21 protein-coding genes and 1 tRNA gene are annotated in these 22,206 nt (G+C 66.2%); 7 read left to right on the forward strand and 15 right to left on the reverse strand.

Annotation, left to right across the window (positions count from 1 at the left end; genetic code table 11):
* Positions 1–149 precede the first annotated feature (149 nt).
* The 3 genes from QZ546_RS16955 to QZ546_RS16965 form a co-directional block, all read right to left on the reverse strand.
* On the reverse strand, positions 150–644 hold the full coding sequence (locus QZ546_RS16955) for a DUF192 domain-containing protein (protein ID WP_294240209.1): 495 nt from the start codon (positions 642–644) through the stop codon (positions 150–152).
* Positions 641–1,210 carry a cold shock protein gene (locus QZ546_RS16960; RefSeq protein WP_294240274.1) on the reverse strand — a complete coding sequence of 190 codons (570 nt, stop codon included), beginning with the start codon at positions 1,208–1,210 and terminating at the stop codon, positions 641–643. Before QZ546_RS16960 ends, QZ546_RS16955 begins: the two co-directional genes overlap by 4 nt.
* A 158-nt stretch (positions 1,211–1,368) precedes the next feature.
* Positions 1,369–1,899, reverse strand: a complete 531-nt coding sequence (locus QZ546_RS16965) for a RecX family transcriptional regulator (RefSeq protein WP_294240212.1) — start codon at positions 1,897–1,899, stop codon at positions 1,369–1,371.
* Between the two features lie 128 nt (positions 1,900–2,027).
* On the opposite strand from QZ546_RS16965, the gene QZ546_RS16970 reads away from it, so the two are divergent.
* Complete coding sequence (locus QZ546_RS16970; protein ID WP_294240214.1) at positions 2,028–3,782, forward strand: fatty acyl-AMP ligase; 1,755 nt, start codon at positions 2,028–2,030, stop codon at positions 3,780–3,782.
* Between the two features lie 300 nt (positions 3,783–4,082).
* Here QZ546_RS16970 and QZ546_RS16975 read toward each other — a convergent pair whose 3' ends face one another.
* A complete protein-coding gene (locus tag QZ546_RS16975; protein ID WP_294240216.1) occupies positions 4,083–4,421 on the reverse strand; it encodes a DUF3140 domain-containing protein in 339 nt (112 codons plus the stop codon).
* Positions 4,422–4,468: 47 nt separating this feature from the next.
* Positions 4,469–5,851 carry a hypothetical protein gene (locus tag QZ546_RS16980; protein ID WP_294240219.1) on the reverse strand — a complete coding sequence of 461 codons (1,383 nt, stop codon included), beginning with the start codon at positions 5,849–5,851 and terminating at the stop codon, positions 4,469–4,471.
* A 430-nt stretch (positions 5,852–6,281) separates the two neighbouring features.
* Here QZ546_RS16980 and QZ546_RS16985 point away from each other — a divergent pair, with 430 nt between their 5' ends.
* Complete coding sequence (locus QZ546_RS16985) at positions 6,282–6,827, forward strand: isochorismatase family protein (RefSeq protein WP_294240223.1); 546 nt, start codon at positions 6,282–6,284, stop codon at positions 6,825–6,827.
* Between the two features lie 164 nt (positions 6,828–6,991).
* Here the strand turns inward: QZ546_RS16985 and lpdA are convergent, their stop codons facing one another.
* The 5 genes from lpdA to QZ546_RS17010 all read right to left on the reverse strand — a co-directional run bounded on the left by lpdA (position 6,992) and on the right by QZ546_RS17010 (position 10,798).
* Positions 6,992–8,404, reverse strand: a complete 1,413-nt coding sequence (lpdA, locus tag QZ546_RS16990; RefSeq protein ID WP_294240226.1) for a dihydrolipoyl dehydrogenase — start codon at positions 8,402–8,404, stop codon at positions 6,992–6,994.
* Positions 8,397–8,729, reverse strand: coding sequence for a hypothetical protein (locus QZ546_RS16995; RefSeq protein ID WP_294240229.1), 333 nt, complete (start codon positions 8,727–8,729; stop codon positions 8,397–8,399). The genes lpdA and QZ546_RS16995 overlap by 8 nt, the downstream gene beginning before the upstream one ends.
* Positions 8,730–8,833: 104 nt before the next feature.
* Positions 8,834–9,220: an acyl-CoA thioesterase gene (locus QZ546_RS17000; protein ID WP_294240232.1), complete on the reverse strand. Its 387-nt coding sequence runs from the start codon at positions 9,218–9,220 to the stop codon at positions 8,834–8,836.
* A complete protein-coding gene (locus QZ546_RS17005) occupies positions 9,217–9,429 on the reverse strand; it encodes a hypothetical protein (protein WP_294240234.1) in 213 nt (70 codons plus the stop codon). Before QZ546_RS17005 ends, QZ546_RS17000 begins: the two co-directional genes overlap by 4 nt.
* A 31-nt stretch (positions 9,430–9,460) precedes the next feature.
* A complete protein-coding gene (locus tag QZ546_RS17010; RefSeq protein ID WP_294240237.1) occupies positions 9,461–10,798 on the reverse strand; it encodes a pyruvate dehydrogenase complex dihydrolipoamide acetyltransferase in 1,338 nt (445 codons plus the stop codon).
* A gap of 130 nt (positions 10,799–10,928) precedes the next feature.
* On the opposite strand from QZ546_RS17010, the gene QZ546_RS17015 reads away from it, so the two are divergent.
* Complete coding sequence (locus QZ546_RS17015; protein WP_294240241.1) at positions 10,929–11,384, forward strand: universal stress protein; 456 nt, start codon at positions 10,929–10,931, stop codon at positions 11,382–11,384.
* 129 nt (positions 11,385–11,513) lie between these two features.
* Here QZ546_RS17015 and trxB read toward each other — a convergent pair whose 3' ends face one another.
* Positions 11,514–12,482, reverse strand: coding sequence for a thioredoxin-disulfide reductase (trxB, locus tag QZ546_RS17020; RefSeq protein ID WP_294240244.1), 969 nt, complete (start codon positions 12,480–12,482; stop codon positions 11,514–11,516).
* A 121-nt stretch (positions 12,483–12,603) separates the two neighbouring features.
* Between trxB and QZ546_RS17025 the strand changes: the two genes are divergently transcribed.
* The 3 genes from QZ546_RS17025 to fdhD are packed head-to-tail and all read left to right on the forward strand — an operon-like array spanning position 12,604 to position 16,198.
* Positions 12,604–14,892, forward strand: coding sequence for an FdhF/YdeP family oxidoreductase (locus QZ546_RS17025; RefSeq protein WP_294240246.1), 2,289 nt, complete (start codon positions 12,604–12,606; stop codon positions 14,890–14,892).
* The gene (locus QZ546_RS17030) at positions 14,889–15,395 is read left to right on the forward strand and encodes a molybdenum cofactor guanylyltransferase (RefSeq protein WP_294240249.1); all 507 of its coding nucleotides are present in this window, start codon (positions 14,889–14,891) and stop codon (positions 15,393–15,395) included. The genes QZ546_RS17025 and QZ546_RS17030 overlap by 4 nt, the downstream gene beginning before the upstream one ends.
* On the forward strand, positions 15,392–16,198 hold the full coding sequence (gene fdhD, locus QZ546_RS17035; protein ID WP_294240252.1) for a formate dehydrogenase accessory sulfurtransferase FdhD: 807 nt from the start codon (positions 15,392–15,394) through the stop codon (positions 16,196–16,198). Before QZ546_RS17030 ends, fdhD begins: the two co-directional genes overlap by 4 nt.
* 10 nt (positions 16,199–16,208) lie before the next feature.
* Here the strand turns inward: fdhD and QZ546_RS17040 are convergent, their stop codons facing one another.
* From QZ546_RS17040 to QZ546_RS17055, 4 genes are all read right to left on the reverse strand, one after another.
* The gene (locus QZ546_RS17040; RefSeq protein ID WP_294240255.1) at positions 16,209–17,432 is read right to left on the reverse strand and encodes a diguanylate cyclase; all 1,224 of its coding nucleotides are present in this window, start codon (positions 17,430–17,432) and stop codon (positions 16,209–16,211) included.
* Between the two features lie 449 nt (positions 17,433–17,881).
* A tRNA-Met gene (locus QZ546_RS17045) sits at positions 17,882–17,958 on the reverse strand.
* A gap of 57 nt (positions 17,959–18,015) precedes the next feature.
* A complete protein-coding gene (locus QZ546_RS17050; protein WP_294240276.1) occupies positions 18,016–18,519 on the reverse strand; it encodes a 2'-5' RNA ligase family protein in 504 nt (167 codons plus the stop codon).
* 23 nt (positions 18,520–18,542) lie between these two features.
* The gene (locus QZ546_RS17055; RefSeq protein WP_294240257.1) at positions 18,543–20,462 is read right to left on the reverse strand and encodes a potassium transporter Kup; all 1,920 of its coding nucleotides are present in this window, start codon (positions 20,460–20,462) and stop codon (positions 18,543–18,545) included.
* A gap of 376 nt (positions 20,463–20,838) precedes the next feature.
* Between QZ546_RS17055 and QZ546_RS17060 the strand changes: the two genes are divergently transcribed.
* The gene (locus QZ546_RS17060) at positions 20,839–22,095 is read left to right on the forward strand and encodes a threonine ammonia-lyase (RefSeq protein WP_294240259.1); all 1,257 of its coding nucleotides are present in this window, start codon (positions 20,839–20,841) and stop codon (positions 22,093–22,095) included.
* The last annotated feature ends 111 nt before the right edge of the window (positions 22,096–22,206 follow it).

A 22,206-nucleotide genomic window follows, 5' to 3' on the forward strand; every position in this document is an offset into this window, starting at 1 on the left:
CCGAGATCTACACCTCTCTATTCGTCGGCAGCGTCAGATGTGTATAAGAGACAGCCCCAATCCTCCCGCCCATGCGAGAGGAGCGGTGTGGAGAGATGGTGGGAGCGACTTGATCGGCAACGTCGGGTTCAACACGATCACGAACAAAATCACTTCGGCCAGGAAACCGAATCACCCTCCGATATTCCCAGCTCCGCCGAACGACCGCCGACCAGTTCCAGAATCGCCACGACCGGCTCGCCCGAGGGGATGGGCGCCTGGCTGAACGGCGGAGTATTTTCCGCCAGCCGGGCGATGGTGCCGTCGGCACGGATGAACAGGATGTCGAGCGAGGTCGGCGTGTTCTTCATCCAGAAGCTCGCCTCGCGCGGGCCCGTGCCGTCGGGGGGATAGGGCGCGAACAACATGCCGCCATCGGGCGTCAGGTCGGTGCGGTACATCAGCCCCTGTTCCTGCTCGGCGGCGGTGCGGGCGCGCTCGACCCGAAAGACATGCTTGCCCTGCGCGGTGGTGATCGTCACCGGCACCGTCTCGGCAGGCATGTTGGCCGATTGCGCGTTCGAAGCGGTGCGGCCCGAACAGCCCACGAGCCCCAGCGTCGCCAGCGCGAGCGCCACCGCCGCCGTCCCACTGCGCCAGATCATTCCGATCCACGCCCCGTCACGACGACCGCCAGCGGCCCCTTCGGCCCCTCCACGATCCGAGCGGCAAGCGGCTGGCCCGGCTCCACCTCCAGGATGCCGCCGCGCCGCAGCGTCTCCATATGGACGAAGATGTCCGCGCCATCCCGGTCGCGCAGCAGGAAGCCATAGCCCTTCAGGCGGTTGAACCATTTGACCGACACCGGCTCGGGCGGTCCAGCGCCCTCGACCAGCGTGACCGGGTCGATCCGGTCGGGCGCGCGGGCGCGGCGCGGCTGTTCGGGCACCGCATGGGTCAGGTCGATCGCCACCACGTCACGCGCCTGATAGCCACGCCCGCCGCGCACCGCGGTCAGCTCGACCCGTGCCCCCTCGGGCAGGCTGCGCCGCCCATGCGACTGCAACACGGTAAAGTGCACCAGCACATCCCCGTACGCGGGATCGTCCGCGACGACGAAACCGAAGCCCCGTGTCACGTCGAACCATTTCACGACCCCCGCCAGCCCTACGGACGTATCCGCCGCTTCGCCGTCGATGCCGCCCCCGTCTTTTGGCGTTTCATCCAGCATCATCGTACCCTTGGACGCATTGCTAGCATCATTGTTCGCACTCGCAATGCGGCACCGATCATTTTTGATGGTCCGGACCGGGACGGACGCATCAAAACACGCCTTATCCACCGGACAAGGCCCCAGATTATCCGACGGACAAGGTCCCAAAAAGCACATCAGCCATATTCGTCGTCCGGCACCTCGCCGGGCGCCGCCGACACGATGCGCCGCGACAATTCCATGGAATGGCCGGCCCGCATCATCGCCGCGAACTGCTTTTCGCGCAGCGCCCGGTCGCTTTCCCCATTTCCGTAAGGGCCGATTCGCTTGCGCCGGGCAAAGGCCAGTGCGGCATCGCGTGCCGCTTCGGCGACCTGGGGGGCGATCGCGTCGTGATCCTCCGCCCCCACCCGCGCGGCATGAAGCGCCTGCGCCACCCGCCGTGCCCCCAGCCCCCGTCGGGCGAGCGAGGCGGCCTTGGCCTCCGCATAGGCGCGGTCGTCAATATAGCCGAGCGCGACCATCCGCGCCGCCAGCCCCAGGGGATCGGGTGCCCCCTCCCCCGCCCAGCCTCTTTCGCGCAGCTTGCGGGTCAGGTAATCGACCAGCTTGCCCTCGGTGGTCGCGAAGCGTTCGACATAACGCAGCGCGAGCTGCTCCAGCAATTTGGGATCAAGGGGCTTGGGCGGGCGACGATCGGCGGGCACGCCTTCTTTGTGCCACACTGACACTGGATTTAGAACGCGGGAAGCCGCCGTCCGCGGCACAAAAGATTCACTCGCCCCCGCTTGCTGATCCGCGGGGGCGCAAGAGCATAAGGAACGAAGGCAAGGCCATGACGATCGAGCACCATCAGGACGACGCGCGCGCCATCATCGCGACGCCGACCGAAGATGCGCTGCCGCGCCGCTTCGCCGACTTCGACACGCTTGGCGACGCGCTGGACTATGCCGCGTCGGGCTCGCGCGGTCTGAACTTCCACGACGCGCGCGGGGCTCTGACCCGCCCCTATCCTTTCTCAAAACTGCGCGAGGACGCGCTGACCTGCGCCCGTCGCCTGATCGCCAGCGGCGTGAAGCCCGAGGACCGGATCGCCCTCGTCGCAGAGACGGGGCCGGAATTCGCCGCCCTGTTCTTCGGCGTCGTCTATGCGGGTGCCTGGCCGGTGCCGCTGCCGCTGCTGACCTCGTTCGGCGGGCGTGACAGCTATATCGAACAGCTTCGCGTCCAGCTCGCCAGCTGCGATCCCAAGATGCTGATCTTCCCGCCGGAACTGTCCCAGATGGCGGGCGCGGCGGCGGAAGCGGCAGGCGTCGAGGGGATCGACTGGGCCAGCTTCGCCACCCGCGAGGCACCCGAGGCGCCCCTGCCCGAGGCGAAGTCCGATGCGATCGCCTATCTGCAATATTCCAGCGGTTCGACCCGCTTCCCGCATGGCGTGGCGATCACCCACCATGCCCTCCTCAACAATCTGGCGGCGCACAGCCATGGCATGGAAATCCAGGCCAGCGACCGCTGCGTCTCCTGGCTGCCCTGGTATCACGACATGGGCCTGGTCGGCTGCTTCCTGTCGCCGATCGCCAATCAGGTTTCGACCGATTATCTGAAGACCGAGGATTTCGCGCGCCGTCCGCTCGCCTGGCTCGACATGATCAGCCGCAATCCGGGCACCTCGGTCAGCTATTCGCCGACCTTCGGCTATGACATTTGCGCGCGCCGCATTTCGTCGCAGACCAAGGCGTCGGACCGGTTCGACCTGTCGCGCTGGCGACTGGCGGGCAATGGCGCGGACATGATCCGTCCCGACGTGATGCAGTCCTTCGTCGATGCCTTCGCCGATGCGGGGTTCCAGGCGACCGCCTTCCTGCCCTCCTATGGCCTGGCCGAGGCGACGCTGGCCGTGTCGATCATGCCGCCGGGCGAAGGCATCCGCGTCGAACTGGTCGAGGAAACCCAGCTCTCGGGCGGCGCGCGGGGTGCCGACCGGCCGCAGCGTTTCCGGGCGATCGTCAATTGCGGCAAGCCCGCGCGCGACATGACGATCGAAATCCGCGAGGAGGATGGCACGCCCCTGCCCGACGGTGCGATCGGCAAGGTGTGGTGCAAGGGCCCCTCGATCATGGTCGGCTATTTCCGCGATCAGGCGGCGACCGATGCCTGCCTGGTCGATGGCTGGCTCGACACCGGCGACATGGGCTATATGTCGAAGGGCTATATCTACATCGTCGGCCGCGCCAAGGACATGATCATCGTCAACGGCCGCAACCACTGGCCCCAGGACATCGAATGGGCGGTCGAGCAGTTGCCCGGCTTCAAGGCGGGCGACATCGCCGCCTTCGCGATCACGACGCCGGGCGGCGAGGAGACCCCCGCCGTACTGGTCCAGTGCCGCAGCTCGGATGACGAGGAGCGCCTGCGCCTGCGCGACGAGATCCGCGAGCGGGTGCGCGCGGTGACGGGCATGAACTGCGTGATCGAACTGATCCCGCCGCGCACCTTGCCCCGCACCAGCTCGGGCAAGCTGAGCCGCGCCAAGGCCCGCAACCTGTATCTGGCGGGCGAGATCAAGCCGTACGACGTCGCGGCCTGATTTTTGGGGTGAAGGTTTGAAGAAGGGGCTCGGTCGCAAGGCCGGGCCCTTTTCTTGTCTCCCCACCGCCGTTCAGCCTGAGCGAAGTCGAAGGCCACGGACTACCACCACATCCCATCGGTAGCCCGGCGAAGGCCGGGGTCCAGTTGGGTTGCGCTGTCGAGCGCGCCACGGACGGCACCGCTACTGGACCCCGGCCTTCGCCGGGGTGGCGGATTGGGGATGAGGGGCGCCCTTTGCCTTCGACTTCGCTCAGGCTGAACGGAGGTCGGGACGAGGGCTGAACCGAGGGGCGCCCCCTCAATCCTTCACCGGATCATGCCCCCAGTTCATCAGCGAGTAGCGCCACGGCGAATGCGCGACATCGTCATCCGGCCCGCCCTGCTTCAGGTGGCGATGCACATACCCCACCACCTTCTTCATATGCGCATAGTCGTCGTCGGTCAGTTCCGCCTTCTTCTTGCGCTTGATCGCGACGATCCGGCGTCCCGATGCGTGGCCGACGCTCTCGCCCGCGCCGTCCTTCTTCTGGCCGACCTCCTTCGACTCGTCGGTGTCCAGAAACGTCTCCAGCGCGGCGGGGGTCATGTTCACCGCCTCCTTGAAATCGGCGTAGATCTGATCGTGGTCCTCGGCCATGCGCGGCTCCTTTCGGAGCGGTCAACGCTGGCTTTGCCGTTTCGGGTTCAGCCGAGCATCCCCTGGTAACTCTGCGGCGACACGGGCAGGGTCAGGCGCGCGACCGTACCGACGATCAGCACCATCAGCAGCACCGCCCCCGTTGCCCACACGATCCGCCGGTCGCCCCGCCAGGGCTTGGCGAGGATCAGCCCCAGCGCACAGGCGATAATCGCCCAGAGGTGATAGCGGAAGTCCGACGCCACGCTGATCACCAGGAAGCTTGCCTCCAGCCCGATCGCGGAGCCGAAAAGCGCCCCCGCCAGCCCGTTGCCGCGCGTCACCGCCAGGCCGCCCGCGCCAAGCACCAGCCAGACGACGGGCCACATGACCGGCCAGTCCACCCAGGGCGTCGCCATGCGCTGCCACGCGAGCGCCACCTGCCCGGGCGTTCCCAGATGATCGTCATTGGGCTCGCTCGCCTCGGGCGGGTTGGCGTTGGGCCAATGCGACGGCACCCAGAGCCGCCAGGTCGAATTGACATGCGCCAGCCGCTGTTCGGCATAGGCGATCGGATGGTGCAGGATGGCAGGCGCCAGTCGGGCATAGAGTTGGCCTGGCGGCACCGTCTCGAACCGTTTCAGCAGCGTGCCGCAGCGGGTTTCGTCGCCCAGCGGATCCCAGAAGAAGGGTTTCACGCATTCCTTTGCGCGGATCTCCGCCACCTCGGTCGGCGAGAGGCCCAACCGGTCGTCATAGGGCACCCGAACCGCGATCCCCGCCAGATCGTAAAGCGCCTGGGTCCGCGCCACGCCGCTGGACGCCGCGCCCAACAGGCGATGATTGACCAGCGGAGCCAGCGCCAGCGTCGCCAGCGTCAGCGCGATGGTGATCGCGATCCGGCCGCGCCAGCGCTCCGCGACGAGCAGGGCGACCAGCGGCGCGATGGCGAAGATGGCATTGGCCCGGACCAGCGCCGCATAGGCCAGCAGCACACCCGCCGCGACCCAGCCGCCGGGCGGCACCCGCCGGTCCCGCAACCGCCACCAGCCGATGATCCCGACCGCCGCCAGCGCCGCGCCGGTCATCTGCGCATCCTTCAGGATCGCGACCTGCCAGCCCAGCCAGGGCGGCACCAGCCCGACCGCCAGGACCAGCAACGCCCCGCGCGGCCGCCGGTCGACGATCCCCGCCGCCAGCGCCCCCAGCCCCAGCCACCAGGCCGCCAGCTGCAACGCCAGCATCGGCCCGGCGCCATGATGGACGAACAGCGACCAGAGCCGCGCCATGATCGGCGGGTGCCAGTCGTCATATTGACCGGTCAGCGCCTGCTCATACTGGCCGACGCTGTCATATTCGACATAGCCGGGCGCGAAGACGGCCAAGCTCAGTCCGAACAGGACCAGGGCGGCGATGACGATGCGCAGGCGGTGGGAATGGGCTCGGGTCATGGCTCGCGGATCAGGCTGTGGCGAATATGACCGATGCGGCCAAAGCGATCCGTTTCGCAAGCGGAATGCGGCGAGGTGGCGCGGATATGCCGACGGAGGTGGACCATCCGGCACTGGGGGCGGATTGATATTCATGATGCCTCCCACCTCTCTCCCCTGGACAGGGGAGAGGGTTAGCGGAGCTTGCCAGCCTGCTGGCTAGCGCAGCTTGGGTGAGGGGTCGAGCGAGCCTTCGGCTCGCGCGCGCTGTGCGCGCTCACCCCTCACCCAGCTCCGACTAGGCCTTTGCTCTCGCAAAGACCAAGTCTGCGCAACCCTCTCCCCTCTGCGAGGGGCGAGGGAAGAATAGGCTCAGCTGAATATCAATCTGCGCTAAAGCCATGGGCATCAGGCCCGGCAGAATGGGCGGAGACGAAACGAGGGAACAACCATGACCAGCGCCTTGGTGATCATCGACATGCAGCAAGTGATGCAGGACCGGATCGAGGCCCGGCGCCCCCATGTCAACGGCGATGCCCCGACGAAGATTTCGGGTCTGGCCACCGCCTTTCGCGACGCCGGACGGCCGGTGATCCATGTCCGCCATGCCGACCCCGACCCCAGCTCGCCGCTGCACCCGAAAGCCTCGGGTTATCCGCCGATACCCTGCGCGGTCGAGCGGCCCGGCGAGGCGGTCTTCGTGAAGCGCAGTTCCTCCGCCTTCGCCACGACCGTGCTGGCGGATCATCTTCGGGCGCAGGGGCTGTCGCATCTGTACCTTGTCGGTGCGGTGGCGGGGTTCTGCGTCAACTCGACCGCGCGCGCCGCGTGCGATCTGGGGTTCCGGGTGACGGTTGTGCCGGACGCCGTGCTGGGCTTCGACCTACCCGCCGCCGGATTGGAGGCGCAGACGATCTTCGATGTCACCATGGGATTGCTGGCGGCGGATTTCGGCGAGTTGCGCGATAGCGGGGCGGTCCTGGCCCAATTGGGGTGAGGGTCGGGCGTGGCCTTCGACTTCGCTCAGGCTGAACGGAGCGGGGGAATGACGCCGACCCCCACCCCCCGTTCAGCCTGAGCGAAGTCGAAGGCCAAGGGAATCTCCAACGAAAAAGGGGCCCGCCGCAGCGAGCCCCTCTCCCATAACCGATACCGCAAAGATCAGATGTGCAGCGCGCGCCCGTAAGCGGCCAACACCGATTCGTGCATCGATTCCGAGATGGTCGGGTGCGCGAACACCGTTTCCATCAGCTCGGCCTCCGTCGTCTCCAGCTGGCGGGCGACGACATAGCCCTGGATCATCTCGGTCACCTCCGCGCCGACCATGTGGGCGCCCAGCAGTTCGCCGGTCTTGGCGTCGAACACCGTCTTCACAAAGCCTTCGGCCTCGCCCAGCGCGATCGCCTTGCCGTTGCCGATGAAGGGGAACTTGCCGACCTTCACCTGATAGCCCGCTTCCTTGGCCTTCACCTCGGTCAGGCCGACCGACGCGACCTGCGGACGCGAATAGGTGCAGCCCGGGATGTTGCCCTTGTCCATCGCGTGCGGATGGACATCCTTGTTGCCCAGTGCCTGCGCAATGGCCTCTGCTGCGATCACGCCCTCATGGCTCGCCTTGTGCGCCAGCCAGGGCGCGCCGGTCACGTCGCCGATCGCCCAGATGCCGTCGACATTGGTGCGGCCATAACCATCGGTCTTGATGTGACCGCGATCGGTGGTGATGCCCAGCTTTTCCAGACCGATATTCTCGGTGTTGGGGACGATGCCGATGGCGACGATCGCGTGGCTGAACTCGGCGGTCTCGACCTTGCCGTCCGGCCCCTTGATCGTCGCCTTGACGCCCGATGCGGTCGCTTCCAGCTTCTCAAGGCCGGTCTTGGTCTTGATGGTCATGCCGAACTTGGTCAGCTGCTTGGTCATGAACTCGCTGACTTCGGCGTCCTCGACCGGCATGATCCGGTCGAGCATCTCGACGATGGTCACTTCCGCGCCCATGTCGTTGTAGAAGCTGGCGAACTCGACGCCGATCGCGCCCGAACCGATGACCAGCAGCTTGGTCGGCATGGCGGGCGGCACCATCGCGTGACGATAGGTCCAGATGCGCTCGCCATCCGCCTTGGCGAAGGGCAGGTCGCGCGCACGCGCGCCGGTCGCGACGATGATGTGCTTGGCGGTCAGCTCGGTGGTCTTGTCGCCCTGGACGACCGACAGCTTGCCCTTTCCGGTGATCGTGCCGACGCCCTCATGGACGGCGACCTTGTTCTTCTTCATCAGGCCCTTGACGCCGGCATTGAGCTGGCCCGCGACCTTGCGGCTGCGATCGACCACCTTCTCCAGGCTGAACGAGGGCTTCTCGACCGACAGGCCGTACTGCGCGGCATGGGTCATGTAATGATAGACCTCGGCCGAGCGCAGCAGCGCCTTGGTCGGGATACAGCCCCAGTTGAGGCAGATGCCGCCCAGCCGCTCGCGCTCGACGATCGCGACCTTCAGGCCGAGCTGGCTCGCGCGGATCGCCGCGACATAGCCGCCGGGGCCGGAGCCGAGGACGATAAGGTCGTAAGTGTCAGCCATAACGCATCCTTGTCACGAAAAACCCAGTGAAGGCGCCGTAGGGCACTGCATACGTCGCCGTAATGAAACCGGGTGGCATGAAGAAACTCAGCGGGACGACTGCCCCGGCTAACGCCCCCACCGCGCCACCAAAAATACTATTCCCGATCAGGGACCGTCCCAGATACCGCGAGGCCACGAAGGCCAGCGGAAACCCTACGATCAACATGAACGGGCCGCTGACGATCGCCGCCGCACAGGACGCCACGACCGCGAGCATCACAAACCCGCAAACGTCCCAGAGACTTGGCCACTCCCATGGCACCGGATCGGTAATCGCAACCATTCCAAACGTCACAGGTAGCGTCGTGATCGAACTGCAGACCCACGCTCTTCCACACGCCGCGAAGACGCTGGGGACATCCACAGCCTCCGCGTCATTCATTCGGATCACCCCGCCATCGGCGGAACGGGACGCGGCTTTCGGTCCTTGTCGGTCGCGACGAACACGAAGCGCGCCTGGGTCACCTTGGTCGCGTCCTCCATGTGGCGAGCGCGACGCCAGGCCTCGACCTCGATCGTCATCGACGTGTTGCCGACGCGGACGAGCGTCGCATAGACCGACACCTCGTCGCCGACGAGCACGGGGGCGTGGAACTTCATGCCCTCCGCCGCGATCGTCACCGCGCGGCCACCCGAATGGCGCGACGCCACCGAACCCGCCGCCAAGTCCATCTGACCCATCAGCCAGCCGCCAAAGATGTCGCCATAGGGATTGGCGTCCGATGGCATGGCGGTGACGCGGATGGTCGGGTTCAGATCGGGCAGCGTGCTCATTGTTCGGAATGCCTCCGTGCCATGCGGTCGGCGATCCGCGCGCGGTGGAGCGGGCCGATGCCCATCGCCACCGTCGCGATCGCCGCTCCCACCCCGCACCACCAGATTTCGGTGCGTGCGATCGGATAGGCCCAGGCGGCGGCCCAGGTCATGACGAGCGCCGCCATCAGCCCCAGGCCGACATAGAACAGCTCGGTCCGAACCCGCATGGCCCCAGTCTCCGTCACCGCCCCCGGTCTATCAGGCCAGCATCGCCAGCGGACGCTCGACCAGCTCCTTGAACACCTTCATCAGCTCGGCGCCGTCGGCTCCGTCGATGGCGCGGTGGTCGAAGCTGCCGGTCGCCGACATGACGGTCGCCACACCCAGCTGGTCGTCGACGATGTACGGACGCTTCTCGCCTGCGCCGATCGCCAGGATCATGCCCTGGGGCGGGTTGATGACCGCCTCGAACTGCTTGATGCCGAACATGCCCATGTTCGAGATCGAGGCCGTGCCGCCCTGGAATTCATGCGGCTGCAGCTTGTTGTCGCGGGCGCGGCTGGCCAGGTCCTTCATCGTGGTCGAGATGGACGACAGCGAGCGCGTATCGGCCTCCGACACGATCGGGGTGATCAGGCCCGCCGGGGTCGACACGGCGACCGAGATGTCGGCACGCTTGAAGCTGATGAGCTGGTCCGGGGTGAACATGACGTTGCACTTCGGGACCGCCATCAGCGACACGCCCAGCGCCTTGATGAGCATGTCGTTGACCGACAGCTTCACACCGCGCGATTCGAGACCGGCGTTCAGCTCGCCACGCAGCTTGAGCAGCGCATCCAGGCGGATGTCGACCGTCAGATAGATGTGCGGCACCTGCTGCTTCGATTCGGTCAGGCGACGCGCGATGGTCTTGCGCATGTTGGACAGCTTCGACGCCTCGTGCGGGATGTCCGGCACCTGGGCGGGCTTGGGCGCCGCGGCCGGGGCCGAGACGGCCTCCGACGACGAAGCGGCGGCAGCAGGAGCGGCCGCCTTGGCCTGACCCGGCTGCGCATTCTCGACGTCCGCCTTCACGATGCGGCCGTTCGGGCCCGAGCCGGTCAGCGCGGTCAGGTCGAGGCCCTTTTGCGAGGCGATGCGGCGCGCCAGCGGGCTGGCGATCGCGCGGCCGTTGCCGGCGCTCGAACCGCCCGAAACCGCGGGCTTGCCATGATCCTCGGCCTGCTCGACCGTACGCTCGGCGGGCTTGGCTTCGCTGCCGGTCTTGTTGGGGTCGGTGGGGTCGGTCGGCATCGGCTTGGCCAGCGCCGGGGTTTCCGACTTGGTGGGGGCCTGGACCGACGAGGCGTCCTCGCCCTCTTCGGCCAGGATCGCGATGACGGTGCCGACCTTGACGTTATCGGAGCCTTCGGAAACCAGAATCTTGGCGATCACGCCTTCGTCCACGGCCTCGAATTCCATCGTCGCCTTGTCGGTTTCGATCTCGGCCATGATGTCGCCGGACTTCACCGTATCGCCTTCCTTCACCAGCCATTTGGCCAGCGTGCCTTCCTCCATGGTCGGCGACAGCGCGGGCATCTTGATCTCGATCGACATGGAGGTCCTCTCGGGGCAAACCAATTCCGTAGCGGCCCGTCTCTTGCGCCCGAATTGCGCCCGGTCAAGTCATGGGCTTGCACGAAATACTATGTAACGGCATCCGTTGGACAGAAATTGGGGGGCCGCCATGCGTATCTATCTGGTCGTGATCGACGACAGCCCGGAATCGAGGATCGCTTTGCGCTTTGCTGCGCGGCGTGCGGTGAAGACCGGCGGCGGGGTCGAAATCCTGACGCTGCTGCCGCCGCAGGAGTTCATCGCCTTCGGCGCGGTGCAGGCCACGATCGAGGACGAGGCACGGCAACAGGCCGAGGCGCTGCTGGCAAGCGCGGCGGGCGCGATCCTGGACGAATCGGGGCTCCGCCCGTCGATCACGGTCCGCGAGGGCGATGGCCCCAAGGTGATCCGCGAGATCATCGCGGCCAATCCCGACATCGCGGCCCTGGTGCTGGGCGCGGCGGCCAGCGGCGCGCCGGGCAAGCTGGTCAGCCACTTCTCCGGCACCGACGCGGGCGCGCTGCCGGTGCCGATCATGATCGTGCCGGGGTCGCTGACGCCCGAGGCGATCGACCGGTTGAGTTAAATCCTCCCCGGTACGGGGAGGGGGACCGCCGCGAAGCGGTGGTGGAGGGGGATCGGCGCGAGGGATATCCTTTGTGGAAGCCCCCCTCCACCAGCTTCGCTGGTCCCCCTCCCCGCTTGCGGGGAGGATTTACTCCGCCGCCTTGGCCATGTCCTCGAACTCGGCCGCCGCCAGGAAGCGCTCGGCATCCAGCGCAGCCATGCAGCCGGTGCCCGCAGCCGTCACCGCCTGGCGATAGACCTTGTCCGCCACGTCACCGCACGCGAAGACGCCCGGCACGCTGGTGCGGGTCGATCCGGTCTCGACCGCAATATAGCCGTCCGAGTCGAGGTCCAGATGCCCGCGGAACAGCTCAGTCGCCGGGTGGTGGCCGATCGCGACGAAGCCGCCCTCGACATCCAGGCGGCTATGCTCGCCCGTCACCGTGTCGAGCAGGTCGAGCGCGACGAGGCCCGCATTGCCGCCGCCATCGACGAATTCGCGGACTTCCTTGTTCCAGAGTATCTTCACGTTCGGGTGCGCGAACAGCCGCTCCTGCAGAATACGCTCGGCGCGCAGCGAATCGCGGCGATGGATCAGCGTCACGTCGTCGCTATGGTTGGTCAGGTACAGCGCCTCTTCGACCGCAGTGTTGCCGCCACCGATCACCGCAACCTTCTTGCCGCGATAGAAGAAACCGTCGCAGGTCGCGCAGGCAGATACGCCCTTGCCCTTCATCGCCTCTTCGCTGTCCAGGCCCAACCACTTAGCCTGCGCGCCCGTCGCGATGACCAGCACCTCGCCCTCATACACGTCGCCGCCGTCGCCGATCAGGCGGAACGGGCGGTTGGTCAGGTCGACCTGCGTGATCGTGTCCCACATCATCCGTGCACCGACATGCTCGGCCTGCTTCTGCATCTGCTCCATCAGCCAGGGGCCCTGGATGACGTCGGCGAAGCCGGGATAATTCTCGACATCGGTGGTGGTGGTCAGCTGCCCGCCCGGCTGGATGCCCTGCACCACAATCGGCTGCATCCCCGCCCGTGCGCCATAGATGGCGGCGGACAGCCCGGCCGGGCCGGAGCCGAGGATGAGCATACGGGTGCTATGGGTGGTCATGTCGGAATCCTGTGAAGCATGTTTGCGCCCTAGATAGTGTCAACCGCGACAAAAATGAACTGCTTCTCATGCGGCCAATCGGCGTTAGCTTCGTTGGGTGTTGCGAGTGGAGATATGCCCGATGCGTGACGACGACGATGTGAGGATCACCGAATATACCGCCCCCGCCGGCGGCTGGGGTTCGATGAAGGGCATGGCCAAGATTCTCCCCAAGGAGGGGCTGGGCCCGGAAACGCTCGACACGCTACGTCGTCAGAACAAGCCCGGCGGGGTGATGTGTGTCAGCTGCGCCTGGGGCAAACCCGCCAAGCCGCATATCGCCGAGTTCTGCGAGAACGGCGCGAAGGCCACCGCTTGGGAACTCAGCTCGCTTCGCGTCACGCCGGAGTTCTTTGCGAAGCACACGGTCACGGAGCTGGAGGCCTGGCCCGACCATGATCTGGAACAGGCGGGCCGCCTGACCCATCCGATGCGATACGACCGCGCGTCCGACAAATATGTCGCGGTCAGCTGGGACGAGGCGTTCGCGGCGATCGGCGCCAAGCTGAAGACCTGCGACCCGACCAAGGTCGTCCTCTACGCCTCGGGCCGCGCCTCCCTCGAAACCTCGTTCATGTATTCGCTGTTCGCACGGATGTGGGGGCAGCAGAACCTGCCCGACAGCTCGAACATGTGTCACGAGACGACCTCGGTCGGGCTAAAGTCCGCCATCGGTTCGCCCGTCGCGACGATCCAGATGGAGGATTACGACAAGTGCGACGCGATCTTCTCCTTCGGGCAGAATGTCGCGACCAACGCCCCCCGAATGCTCCACAATCTCCAGGCCTGCGCCAAGCGCGGGGTCGAGATCGTGACCTTCAACCCGCTGCGCGAGCGCGGCTGGGAGCGTTTCGCCTCGCCGCAGAATCCGGTGCAGATGCTGACCGGCAGCTCAACCGACATCTCGACGCAGTACCATCAGGTGAAGGCGGGCGGCGACATCGCCGCGCTGACCGGCATCTGCAAGCTGGTGATCGAGGAGGATGACCGCGCGGTCGCCAAGGGCACCAAGCGCATCCTCGATCATCACTTCATCGAGCAGCACACGACGCGGTTCGAGGATTTCGCGAATTACTGCCGCCAGGCCGCGTGGAGCGACATCGTCCGCGACTCAGGCCTGACCCGCGACGCGATCGAACAGGCCGCACGCGTCTATATGACGTCCGAGCGCGTCATCGCAGTCTATGGCATGGGTATCACCCAGCACCGCTATGGCATCGACGCGCTGCACATGATCGTCAACCTGCTCCTTCTGCGCGGCAATATCGGTCGCGAGGGCGCCGGGCCCGGCCCGGTGCGCGGGCACAGCAACGTGCAGGGCCAGCGCACCGTCGGCATCACCGAAAAGACCGAACTCGCCCCCGTCGAGCGGCTGAAGGAATTGTTCGAGTTTGAGCCGCCGACCGAAAAGGGCTGGGACACGGTCGAGGCCTGTCGTCAGATCATCGCCGGGACCGCGCAGGGCTTCGTCCAGCTCGGCGGCAATTTCCTGCGCGCCACGCCCGAGCACGCCAAGATGAAGGCCGCCTGGGCGAAGCTCCCCATCACCGTCCATATCGCCACCAAGCTCAACAAGAGCCATCTGGTGCCGGGCGAGGAAAGCTACATCCTCCCCTGCCTGGGCCGTCTCGAAACCGACATGCAGAAAGGCGGTCGCCAGGCGGTGTCGATGGAGGATTCGTTCAGCCATATCTACGGCTCGGTCGGCAAGGCCACGCCTGCCGCCGATACCCTGCTGTCCGAACCGGCCATCGTCGCCGGGATCGCCAAGGCGGTGCTGGAACCCAACCCCAATGTCCCCTGGGACGAATGGGTCGGCGATTATGGCCTGGTCCGCACCGCGATCGAGAATGTCTATCCGGACAAGTTCGCCAATTTCAACGAGCGCCTGTTCGAGCCGGGCGGCTTCTGGAAGGGCAATCCCGCCTCGCACCGCCAATGGGAAACCGAAAGCGGCAAGGCCGAGTTCAACGTGCCGCGCGCCATGGACGCCTCGGGCATCACCCCCGCCGAGGGGCGGATGCGGCTGATCACGCTGCGCTCCAACGACCAGTTCAATACGACCATCTATGGCTATGACGATCGCTTCCGGGGGATCAGCGGCACGCGGATGGTCGCGATGATGAACAAGGCCGACATCGCCCGGCTGGGCCTGACCGATGGCCAGACCATCGCGCTGGAGGGCGATGCCGATGACGGCGAACACCGCGTCGTCGAGGGGCTGCGGGTGGTCGAATACAACATCCCCGAGGGGTGTATCGGCGGCTATTATCCCGAGCTCAACTATCTGATCCCGCTGGAGCATCATGCGCTGGAGAGCCATGTGCCCGCAGGCAAGTCGGTGCCGGTGAAGGTGCGCGTTCCCGCATGACGATATTGGGTGCCGTACTGACCGGGGGGCGATCATCCCGCTTCGGGTCGAACAAGGCCATTGCGATGCTCGGCGATCGCACGCTGGTCGCCCATGCCCGCGCCACCATCGCGCCTTATTGCGCACGCGTGGTGCAGGTGGGTGGTGCGGACGGGGTGCCCGACATGCCTGCCCCGGGCCTGGGGCCGCTGGGCGGCATTGCGGGCGCATTGGACTATGCGGCGGGCAACGGCTTTCGCTGCGTGCTGACCATCGGCTGCGACATGCCGCGCCTGCCCGATGGCCTGATCGACGCGATCCTGCGGCGCGAGCCCAGCTATTGCCAGGATGCGCCGGTGCTGGGGCTCTGGCCTGCCGCGCTGGGGGCGCATCTGATGGCGCATCTGTCGCTGGGACAGGATCGCTCGGTGCGCGGCTGGGTCCGTGCGATCGGGGCGATCCCCATCGCCTCGCCCGAACCGCTCGCCAATGTTAACACGCCCGCAGACCTCGCCGCGCTGTGAGCGTCGGGTCCGAGCCGTTCCGCCCGCTGCCACTGATCCGCCTGTCGCCGGAGGGAAGCACCTCGCCGATCGAGCGGGCGGTCGCGGTCGAATGCCCGGTCGCGATCGAGGTCGACGGCTTCGGCTATGCCGTCATGATGATGACGCCCGAGCGGCTGGAGGATTTCGCCACCGGCTTCCTGCTGACCGAGCGGCTGGTCGACTCGGCGGCGGACATCCTGTCGATCGACCCCTTCGCGGCGGAGGCGGGATGGATCGTCCGCGTGACGCTGGCCGCGCATCTACGGGGCCGGATGCAGGACCGGGTGCGCCACCGGACCAGCGATACGAGTTGCGGGCTCTGCGGCCTCTCCGGGCTGGAACAGATCGCCCGGCCCGTCACGAAGCGCCCCCCTGCCCCACGCGCCGCACCCGCCACGCTATTCGCGGCGCTGTCGGGCTTGCGCGATCACCAGCCCTGGAATGCACGGACCGGCGCGGTCCATGCCGCCATGGCCTGCGACGCGCAGGGCACGGTGCTGGCGGCGGCGGAGGATGTCGGGCGACACAATGCGCTCGACAAGTTGGTCGGTACGCTGGCGCACACCGATATGCGGCCCGACTTCATCCTGGTCACTTCGCGAATCAGCTATGAGATGGTCGACAAGGCACTGGTCGCAGGCGTCGGCCTGCTGGTCGGGATTTCCGCGCCCACCAGCCTGGCGATCGAACATGCCCAGGCGCACGGCCTGACCCTGATCGCCCTGGCACGGGCCGATGCCATGCTGGTCGCGAACGACCCGCACGGGATTTTCAACGGATAGGCGGTCCCGGTCAGCCGGTGGCGAACTGCGCGCGTTCGCGCCAATAGTCGATCGCCCCGTCTGATGCGCGATCCCCACCATCCTGCATGATCCGGTCGCGTCCGGCACGCTTGGCGCGATAGGCCAGTTGGTCGGCGCGGGCGATCAGGCCGTCCAGCGTCTCGCCCGGTTGAAAGCGCGCGATCCCGCCGCTGGCCGTCAAGGGCGGCAGGCCACGATCGGCAAAAGGCCTCAAGGCGATCCGGATCGCGCCGGCCAGGCGGGTCGCCCGGTTCACCATCGCCTCGGCCCCACTGACGTCGTCGGGGATCAGCAGCGCGAACTCCTCGCCCCCCATGCGCACCGCGACCATGTCCTGCGTCGTCAGCGATCGCAGGACATGTGCAAAGGCGACCAGCACCATGTCGCCCGTCGCATGGCCATGTTCGTCGTTGATCCGCTTGAAATGGTCCAGGTCCAGCACGAGCGCATATAGCCCATGCCCCTGCGTCTGCGTCGCCTCCAGCAGGCGGGGGCCGATCCGGGCCAGTCCCCGGCGGTTGGTCAGGCCCGTGAGCGGATCGGTCTCCGCATCCAGGATCGTCTCCTCCAGCGCCTTCTGGATCACCAGCAGCATCAGGCACAGTCCCGCCGCGACCAACAGTACGCCGGTCGAAACCTGCGACGCGACCGCATAGAAACTTCCGGCATAGGCCTTGACCGTCACGCCGGATCCCAGCGATATGGCAAGATACGGCTTGAGCAGGAAGTGCAGGCAGATGATGCCGAATATCCCCGCCAGCATCGCTCGGATCGGTCCATGCTGCCCGATCCGCCGGACCGAGAACACGACCAGCGCCGAGGCGACGGCAAAGGGCAACTGGAACAGCAGTTCATAGGGCATCGTCCCGCGCGTGCCCCCCAGGATCGCAAGCCTGAGCACCATGCCCGCCACCCAGGTCATCAGCGCGAGCCGCCATTCCGGGCGATATCCGGCAAAGGCCTGCATCCCGATCGACATCAGCAGCAGGGCACCCAGGAAGGTCGCATAGCCCAGGATGTGGAAGACCATCACATGGTCGGTAAAACGGACCAGCAGTTCGCAGACCGGGGTCAGAAGGCCAAGAAGATAGCTGACCATGAACCACACCGCCGCCCGCTGCCGCGCATAGGACAGCGCGACCATGCCGTACGTGACCACGAACAGCGCCGCGATGCAGCTATTGGCGATCAGGGCGTAGACGGCAGCGTCCAAAGCGTAAGATCCGTAAACCCTTAGTGAAACCCGATAATGACCTATACGGCAGAGGCGAAGGACAGGTTAAGCGCCGCCAAAGCGCTCCCCCCGGTCCGACATCTCCCCCATGCGATTATGGGCGGATAATACATGCGCGACGATCAATACGCCATGCCATTGAAAGCAGGATTATTTCCCTGGAGTAGCGATTTTAGAAATTGTCAGGCGCGACACCCCGGCCATACGCAATACTTGCCGCGTTTGTTGGCCAAAGCATTCCAATCAGGACAAAAATCCCGAGCGGGAGGGCGAGGACATCTGAGTCTCGCCTTCCGCATTCGGACGGCACGGAGTCTCGGCAAGCGATGGCTCCGTTTCGGATCGATCCCCGAAAGCGTGGAAAATCGCCCGGCCGCGACGGGATCGCGGGGCGCTTTGGCTTTGAATGTAAAGAGAAAAACACCGGGTGGTAGCGAAGGAGGGACTTGAACCCCCGACACGCGGATTATGATTCCGCTGCTCTAACCAGCTGAGCTACTTCGCCATGCCGATGGCGTTCCACCCGGTGGAGGCGCGCCTATAGACAGGCTGTTTTGGGGCGTCAAGCGAACAAATGACGCGACAGCATTTCCCAGGGGCCGCCGCGATACCACCATGCGCCCAGCCCGATCAGTTCGACGGAACGCGGCTGAAAATCGCGCTCCATCTGCTGCAGGAGGAGCTTGGCGGTGGCGGGCGTCACCTTGTTCTGGATGGTCACGTGTGCGCGCCATCCGCCCGCATCCTGCGGCATCAACAGCCCGGCAAAGGCATCGACCAGGTCCCGGCGGATCGCGACCAGGCCGGGCGATTCGATGCGGATCGCCACCCCCTTGCCCAGCGACATCAGGCCGCTCGCCCGCGCTTCGGGCGCGCGTTGTCCGCGCGTCAGGCCGTTCAGCCTGTGCTTCAACTCGGCCTCGACCGAGGGCGGCAGGTGGTGGAACAGCGTACAGTGCGCATCGAGCACATTGCGCTCGGGCGGGAAATGCGCACGCCGCAGGCCATCGAACCAGCCCTGGTCAGCGCGGCCGAACAGGGCGGTGACGATGATCGGTGCGGGGATCGGCGCGAGACCGGAAGCCTGGGTCAGATTTCCACCTGACTGCCCAGCTCGATCACACGATTGGTCGGCAGGCGGAAGAACTCCATCGCGCTTTCGGCATTGCGCAGCATCCAGGAGAACAGCTTTTCCCGCCACAGCGACATGCCCGGCCGCTCCGCCGCCAGCAGCGTCTGGCGCGAGAGATAGAAGCTGGTGTCCATCATCTTGAACGTCCCGCCCGCCATCTCGACCCGCTTGAGCGCGGCGGGCACATCGGCCTCTTCCATAAAGCCGAAGCGCAGGACCAGGCGGTAAAAACCATGGCCCAGATCGTCGAGCTTGGCCCGGTCGCCCTCGGGCCAATAGGGCTGGCTCATGATCTTGACGGTCAGCAGCACGATCCGCTCGTGCAGCACCTTGTTATGCTTCAGATTGTGAAGCAGCGCGTGCGGCACCCCCTCGGGCGAGGAGGTCATGAAGATCGCGGTACCGGGCACCCGGCTGGCCGCACCCGCCGCCGAATCGATGAAGATATGGATCGGCATCGTCCCCTCGCGCAGCCGCTGGATCATCAGCTTGCGCCCGGTCGACCAGGTGGTGAGGAAGGTGAAGATGACGAAGCCGACCAGCAGCGGGAACCAGCCGCCCGACGGCACCTTGGTCAGATTGGCCAGGAAATAGGCGCCATCGACCAGGAAGAAGAGGCCGAGCAGCGGCACGGCGGCGTAGAGCGGCCATTTCCACAACCGGGTCAACGCCACGCCCAGAAGGCAGGTGTCGATCAGCATCGCTCCCGTCACCGCGATGCCGTACGCCGATGTCAGGTTGGACGAGGAGCGGAAGAACAGCACCAGCAGGATCACCATGACCATCAACAGCCAGTTGATGAGCGGGATATAGATCTGACCCGCGGTGATGGCCGATGTATGCTCGATGCGCAGGCGTGGCATGAAGCCCAGCTGGATCGCCTGTTGCGTGACCGAGAAGGCACCGGTGATGACCGCCTGGCTGGCGATGACCGCCGCAGCAGTGGCCAGGATGACCAGCGGCAGCTGAAGCCCCTCGGGCGCCAGCATGTAGAAGGGGCTCTCCAGTGCGGCGGCGCCTTCGCGCAACAGCAACGCCCCCTGCCCCATATAGTTGAGCATCAGCGCCGGCAGGACAAAGCACAACCAGGACACGCCGATCGGCCGCCGCCCGAAATGCCCCATATCGGCATAGAGTGCCTCGGCCCCCGTCACCGCCAGCACCACCGATCCGAGTGCCAGAAAGCCGCGCAACGGGTCGATGAAGAAGAACTGCACCGCATGATGCGGCGACAGCGCCAGCAGGATTTCGGGCGTCTGGACGAAGCTGATGATGCCCAGCACCGCGATCACCGTGAAATAGACGAGCATCACGGGACCGAAGAACAGGCCGACCCGCTCGGTCCCCGATCGCTGGATCTTGAACAGCACGATCAGGATGGTGATCGCGATCGGCAGGACAAAGCCGCCGAACGCGGGCGCGGCGACCGCCAGGCCCTCGACAGCGCTCAGCACGGTGACGGCGGGCGTAATCATGCTGTCGCCGTAGAAGAGCGCAGTGGCGAACACGCCGAGCAGGACGATGCCGCGCGACCAGCGCCGCGTCTTGGTCTGGCCCGAGACGAGCGCGAGCAGCGCCAGGCTGCCGCCCTCGCCCTTATTGTCTGCGCGCATGATGATCGCGACATATTTGACCGACACGACGATCATCATCGACCAGAAGATCAGGCTGATGACGCCCAGGATATGCGCATTGTCGAGCGGCAGCGGGTGGTGCGGGTTCGCGAAGGTCTCGCGAAACGCATAAAGCGGGCTGGTGCCGATGTCCCCGAAGACGACGCCGATCGCGCCCAGCGCGAGCCGCGCCATGCCTTGCGGATGATGGGTGTGAGATTCCTCGGACGCGGTGGTGGCGATCCCGGTCGGCGCGACGCTCATGACTGGACGATAGGGCCGGTGATGGGGAGGATCATCGGCGACATCCGTGGCAACCCTGTGATCATCGCGTCGCCCTAGCATGGCCCCAAAGACCCAGCAACGCAGGTGCCGGGGGCTTGTTGCATCGGCGCACGATTTCGGACGACGGGCGATGCGGCAGTGCAACAGTGGACGTTTGCGACGGCGCAATCCGCCGCGCCCGGGCACACCCCACCCGCAGGCGGGAGGGGATGGGGGAGGGAAGGCCACGGGCGACAGGCTCGGTGAGACCTCCTGCCCTCCCCCGGCCCCTCCCGCCTGCGGGAGGGGAGAAGAGAAAGGATAGGCCCATCCGAAACGGTTCACCTCCCGCCATCAATCCGCTAGGGCCTGATCCATGGTTACTCGCACCGCCGTTCAGGCCGCTTCGGAAAGTCCGTCCCCGCTCGTCACCATCGACGATGTCCGCGCCGCCCATGCGCGGATTTCGGACCGGATCATCCGCACGCCGACCCTGATCAGCCAGACTCTGTCCAAGCTGACCGGCGCGACCGTCTATCTGAAGTTCGAAAACCTGCAGTTCACCGCCGCCTATAAGGAACGCGGCGCGCTCAACACGCTGTTGCAACTCTCCGACGAAGCCAAGGCCAAGGGCGTGATCGCCGCTTCGGCGGGCAATCATGCGCAAGGGCTGGCCTATCACGCCAACCGGCTGGGTGTGCCCGCCACCATCGTGATGCCGCGCACCACGCCGATCGTGAAGGTCGTGCAGACCGAAGGACACGGCGCGACCGTGGTGCTGGAAGGCGACAATTTCGACGCCGCCTATGCCCATGCCCGCGTGCTGGAGGCCGAGCGCGGCTTCACCTTCGTCCACCCCTTCGACGACGCCCGCGTCATCGCCGGGCAAGGCACGGTCGCGCTGGAGATGCTGGAGGACGCGCCCGACATCGACACGCTGATCGTGCCGATCGGCGGCGGCGGCCTGATCTCGGGCATGGCGACCGTCGCGGCGGCGTCGGACAAGCCGGTCGAGGTGGTCGGCGTCCAGGCCGAACTGTTCCCCAGCATGTACAACAAGCTGAACGGCACCGACCTGCCTTGCGCGGGCGATACGCTGGCCGAGGGGATCGCGGTCAAGGTGCCGGGTGGCCTGACCTCGCAGATGGTGGCGCAGCTGGTCCGTGAGATCGTGCTGGTCGACGAACGCCATCTGGAAGAGTCGGTGAGCGCGCTCCTGCAGATCGAAAAGACCGTGGTCGAGGGCGCGGGCGCGGCGGGCTTGGCCGCATTGATGTCGCACCCCGAGCGCTTCCGGGGCAAGACGGTCGGCATCGTGCTGTGCGGCGGCAATATCGACACGCGCCTGCTCGCCAACGTCCTGTTGCGCGACCTGGCGCGTTCTGGGCGCCTGGCGCGGCTACGCATCCGGTTGCAGGATCAGCCCGGCGCGCTGTTCAACGTCGCGCGGATCTTCGACCGCGAGCGGGTGAACATCATCGAGGTCTACCACCAGCGCGTCTTCACCACCCTGCCCGCCAAGGGCCTGATCACCGATATCGAGTGCGAGACGCGTGACGCGCTCCACCTGCACCGGCTGATCGAGGCGCTGCGCGCCGGTGGTTACGAGACGACCCAGGTGGAGCTGGCCTGAGCCGCTTTTGTTTTTGCGCCCGCCGTCCCGTTTCCGAACGATGCTCCCCCATCGCGTCGGACGGGAAAGGCGTCCATAAGAGCTTCGAAACCCAGTTGAAGGATCTGCCCG

It is taken from the genome of uncultured Sphingomonas sp., assembly GCF_913062585.1.
Lineage (GTDB): Bacteria > Pseudomonadota > Alphaproteobacteria > Sphingomonadales > Sphingomonadaceae > Sphingomonas.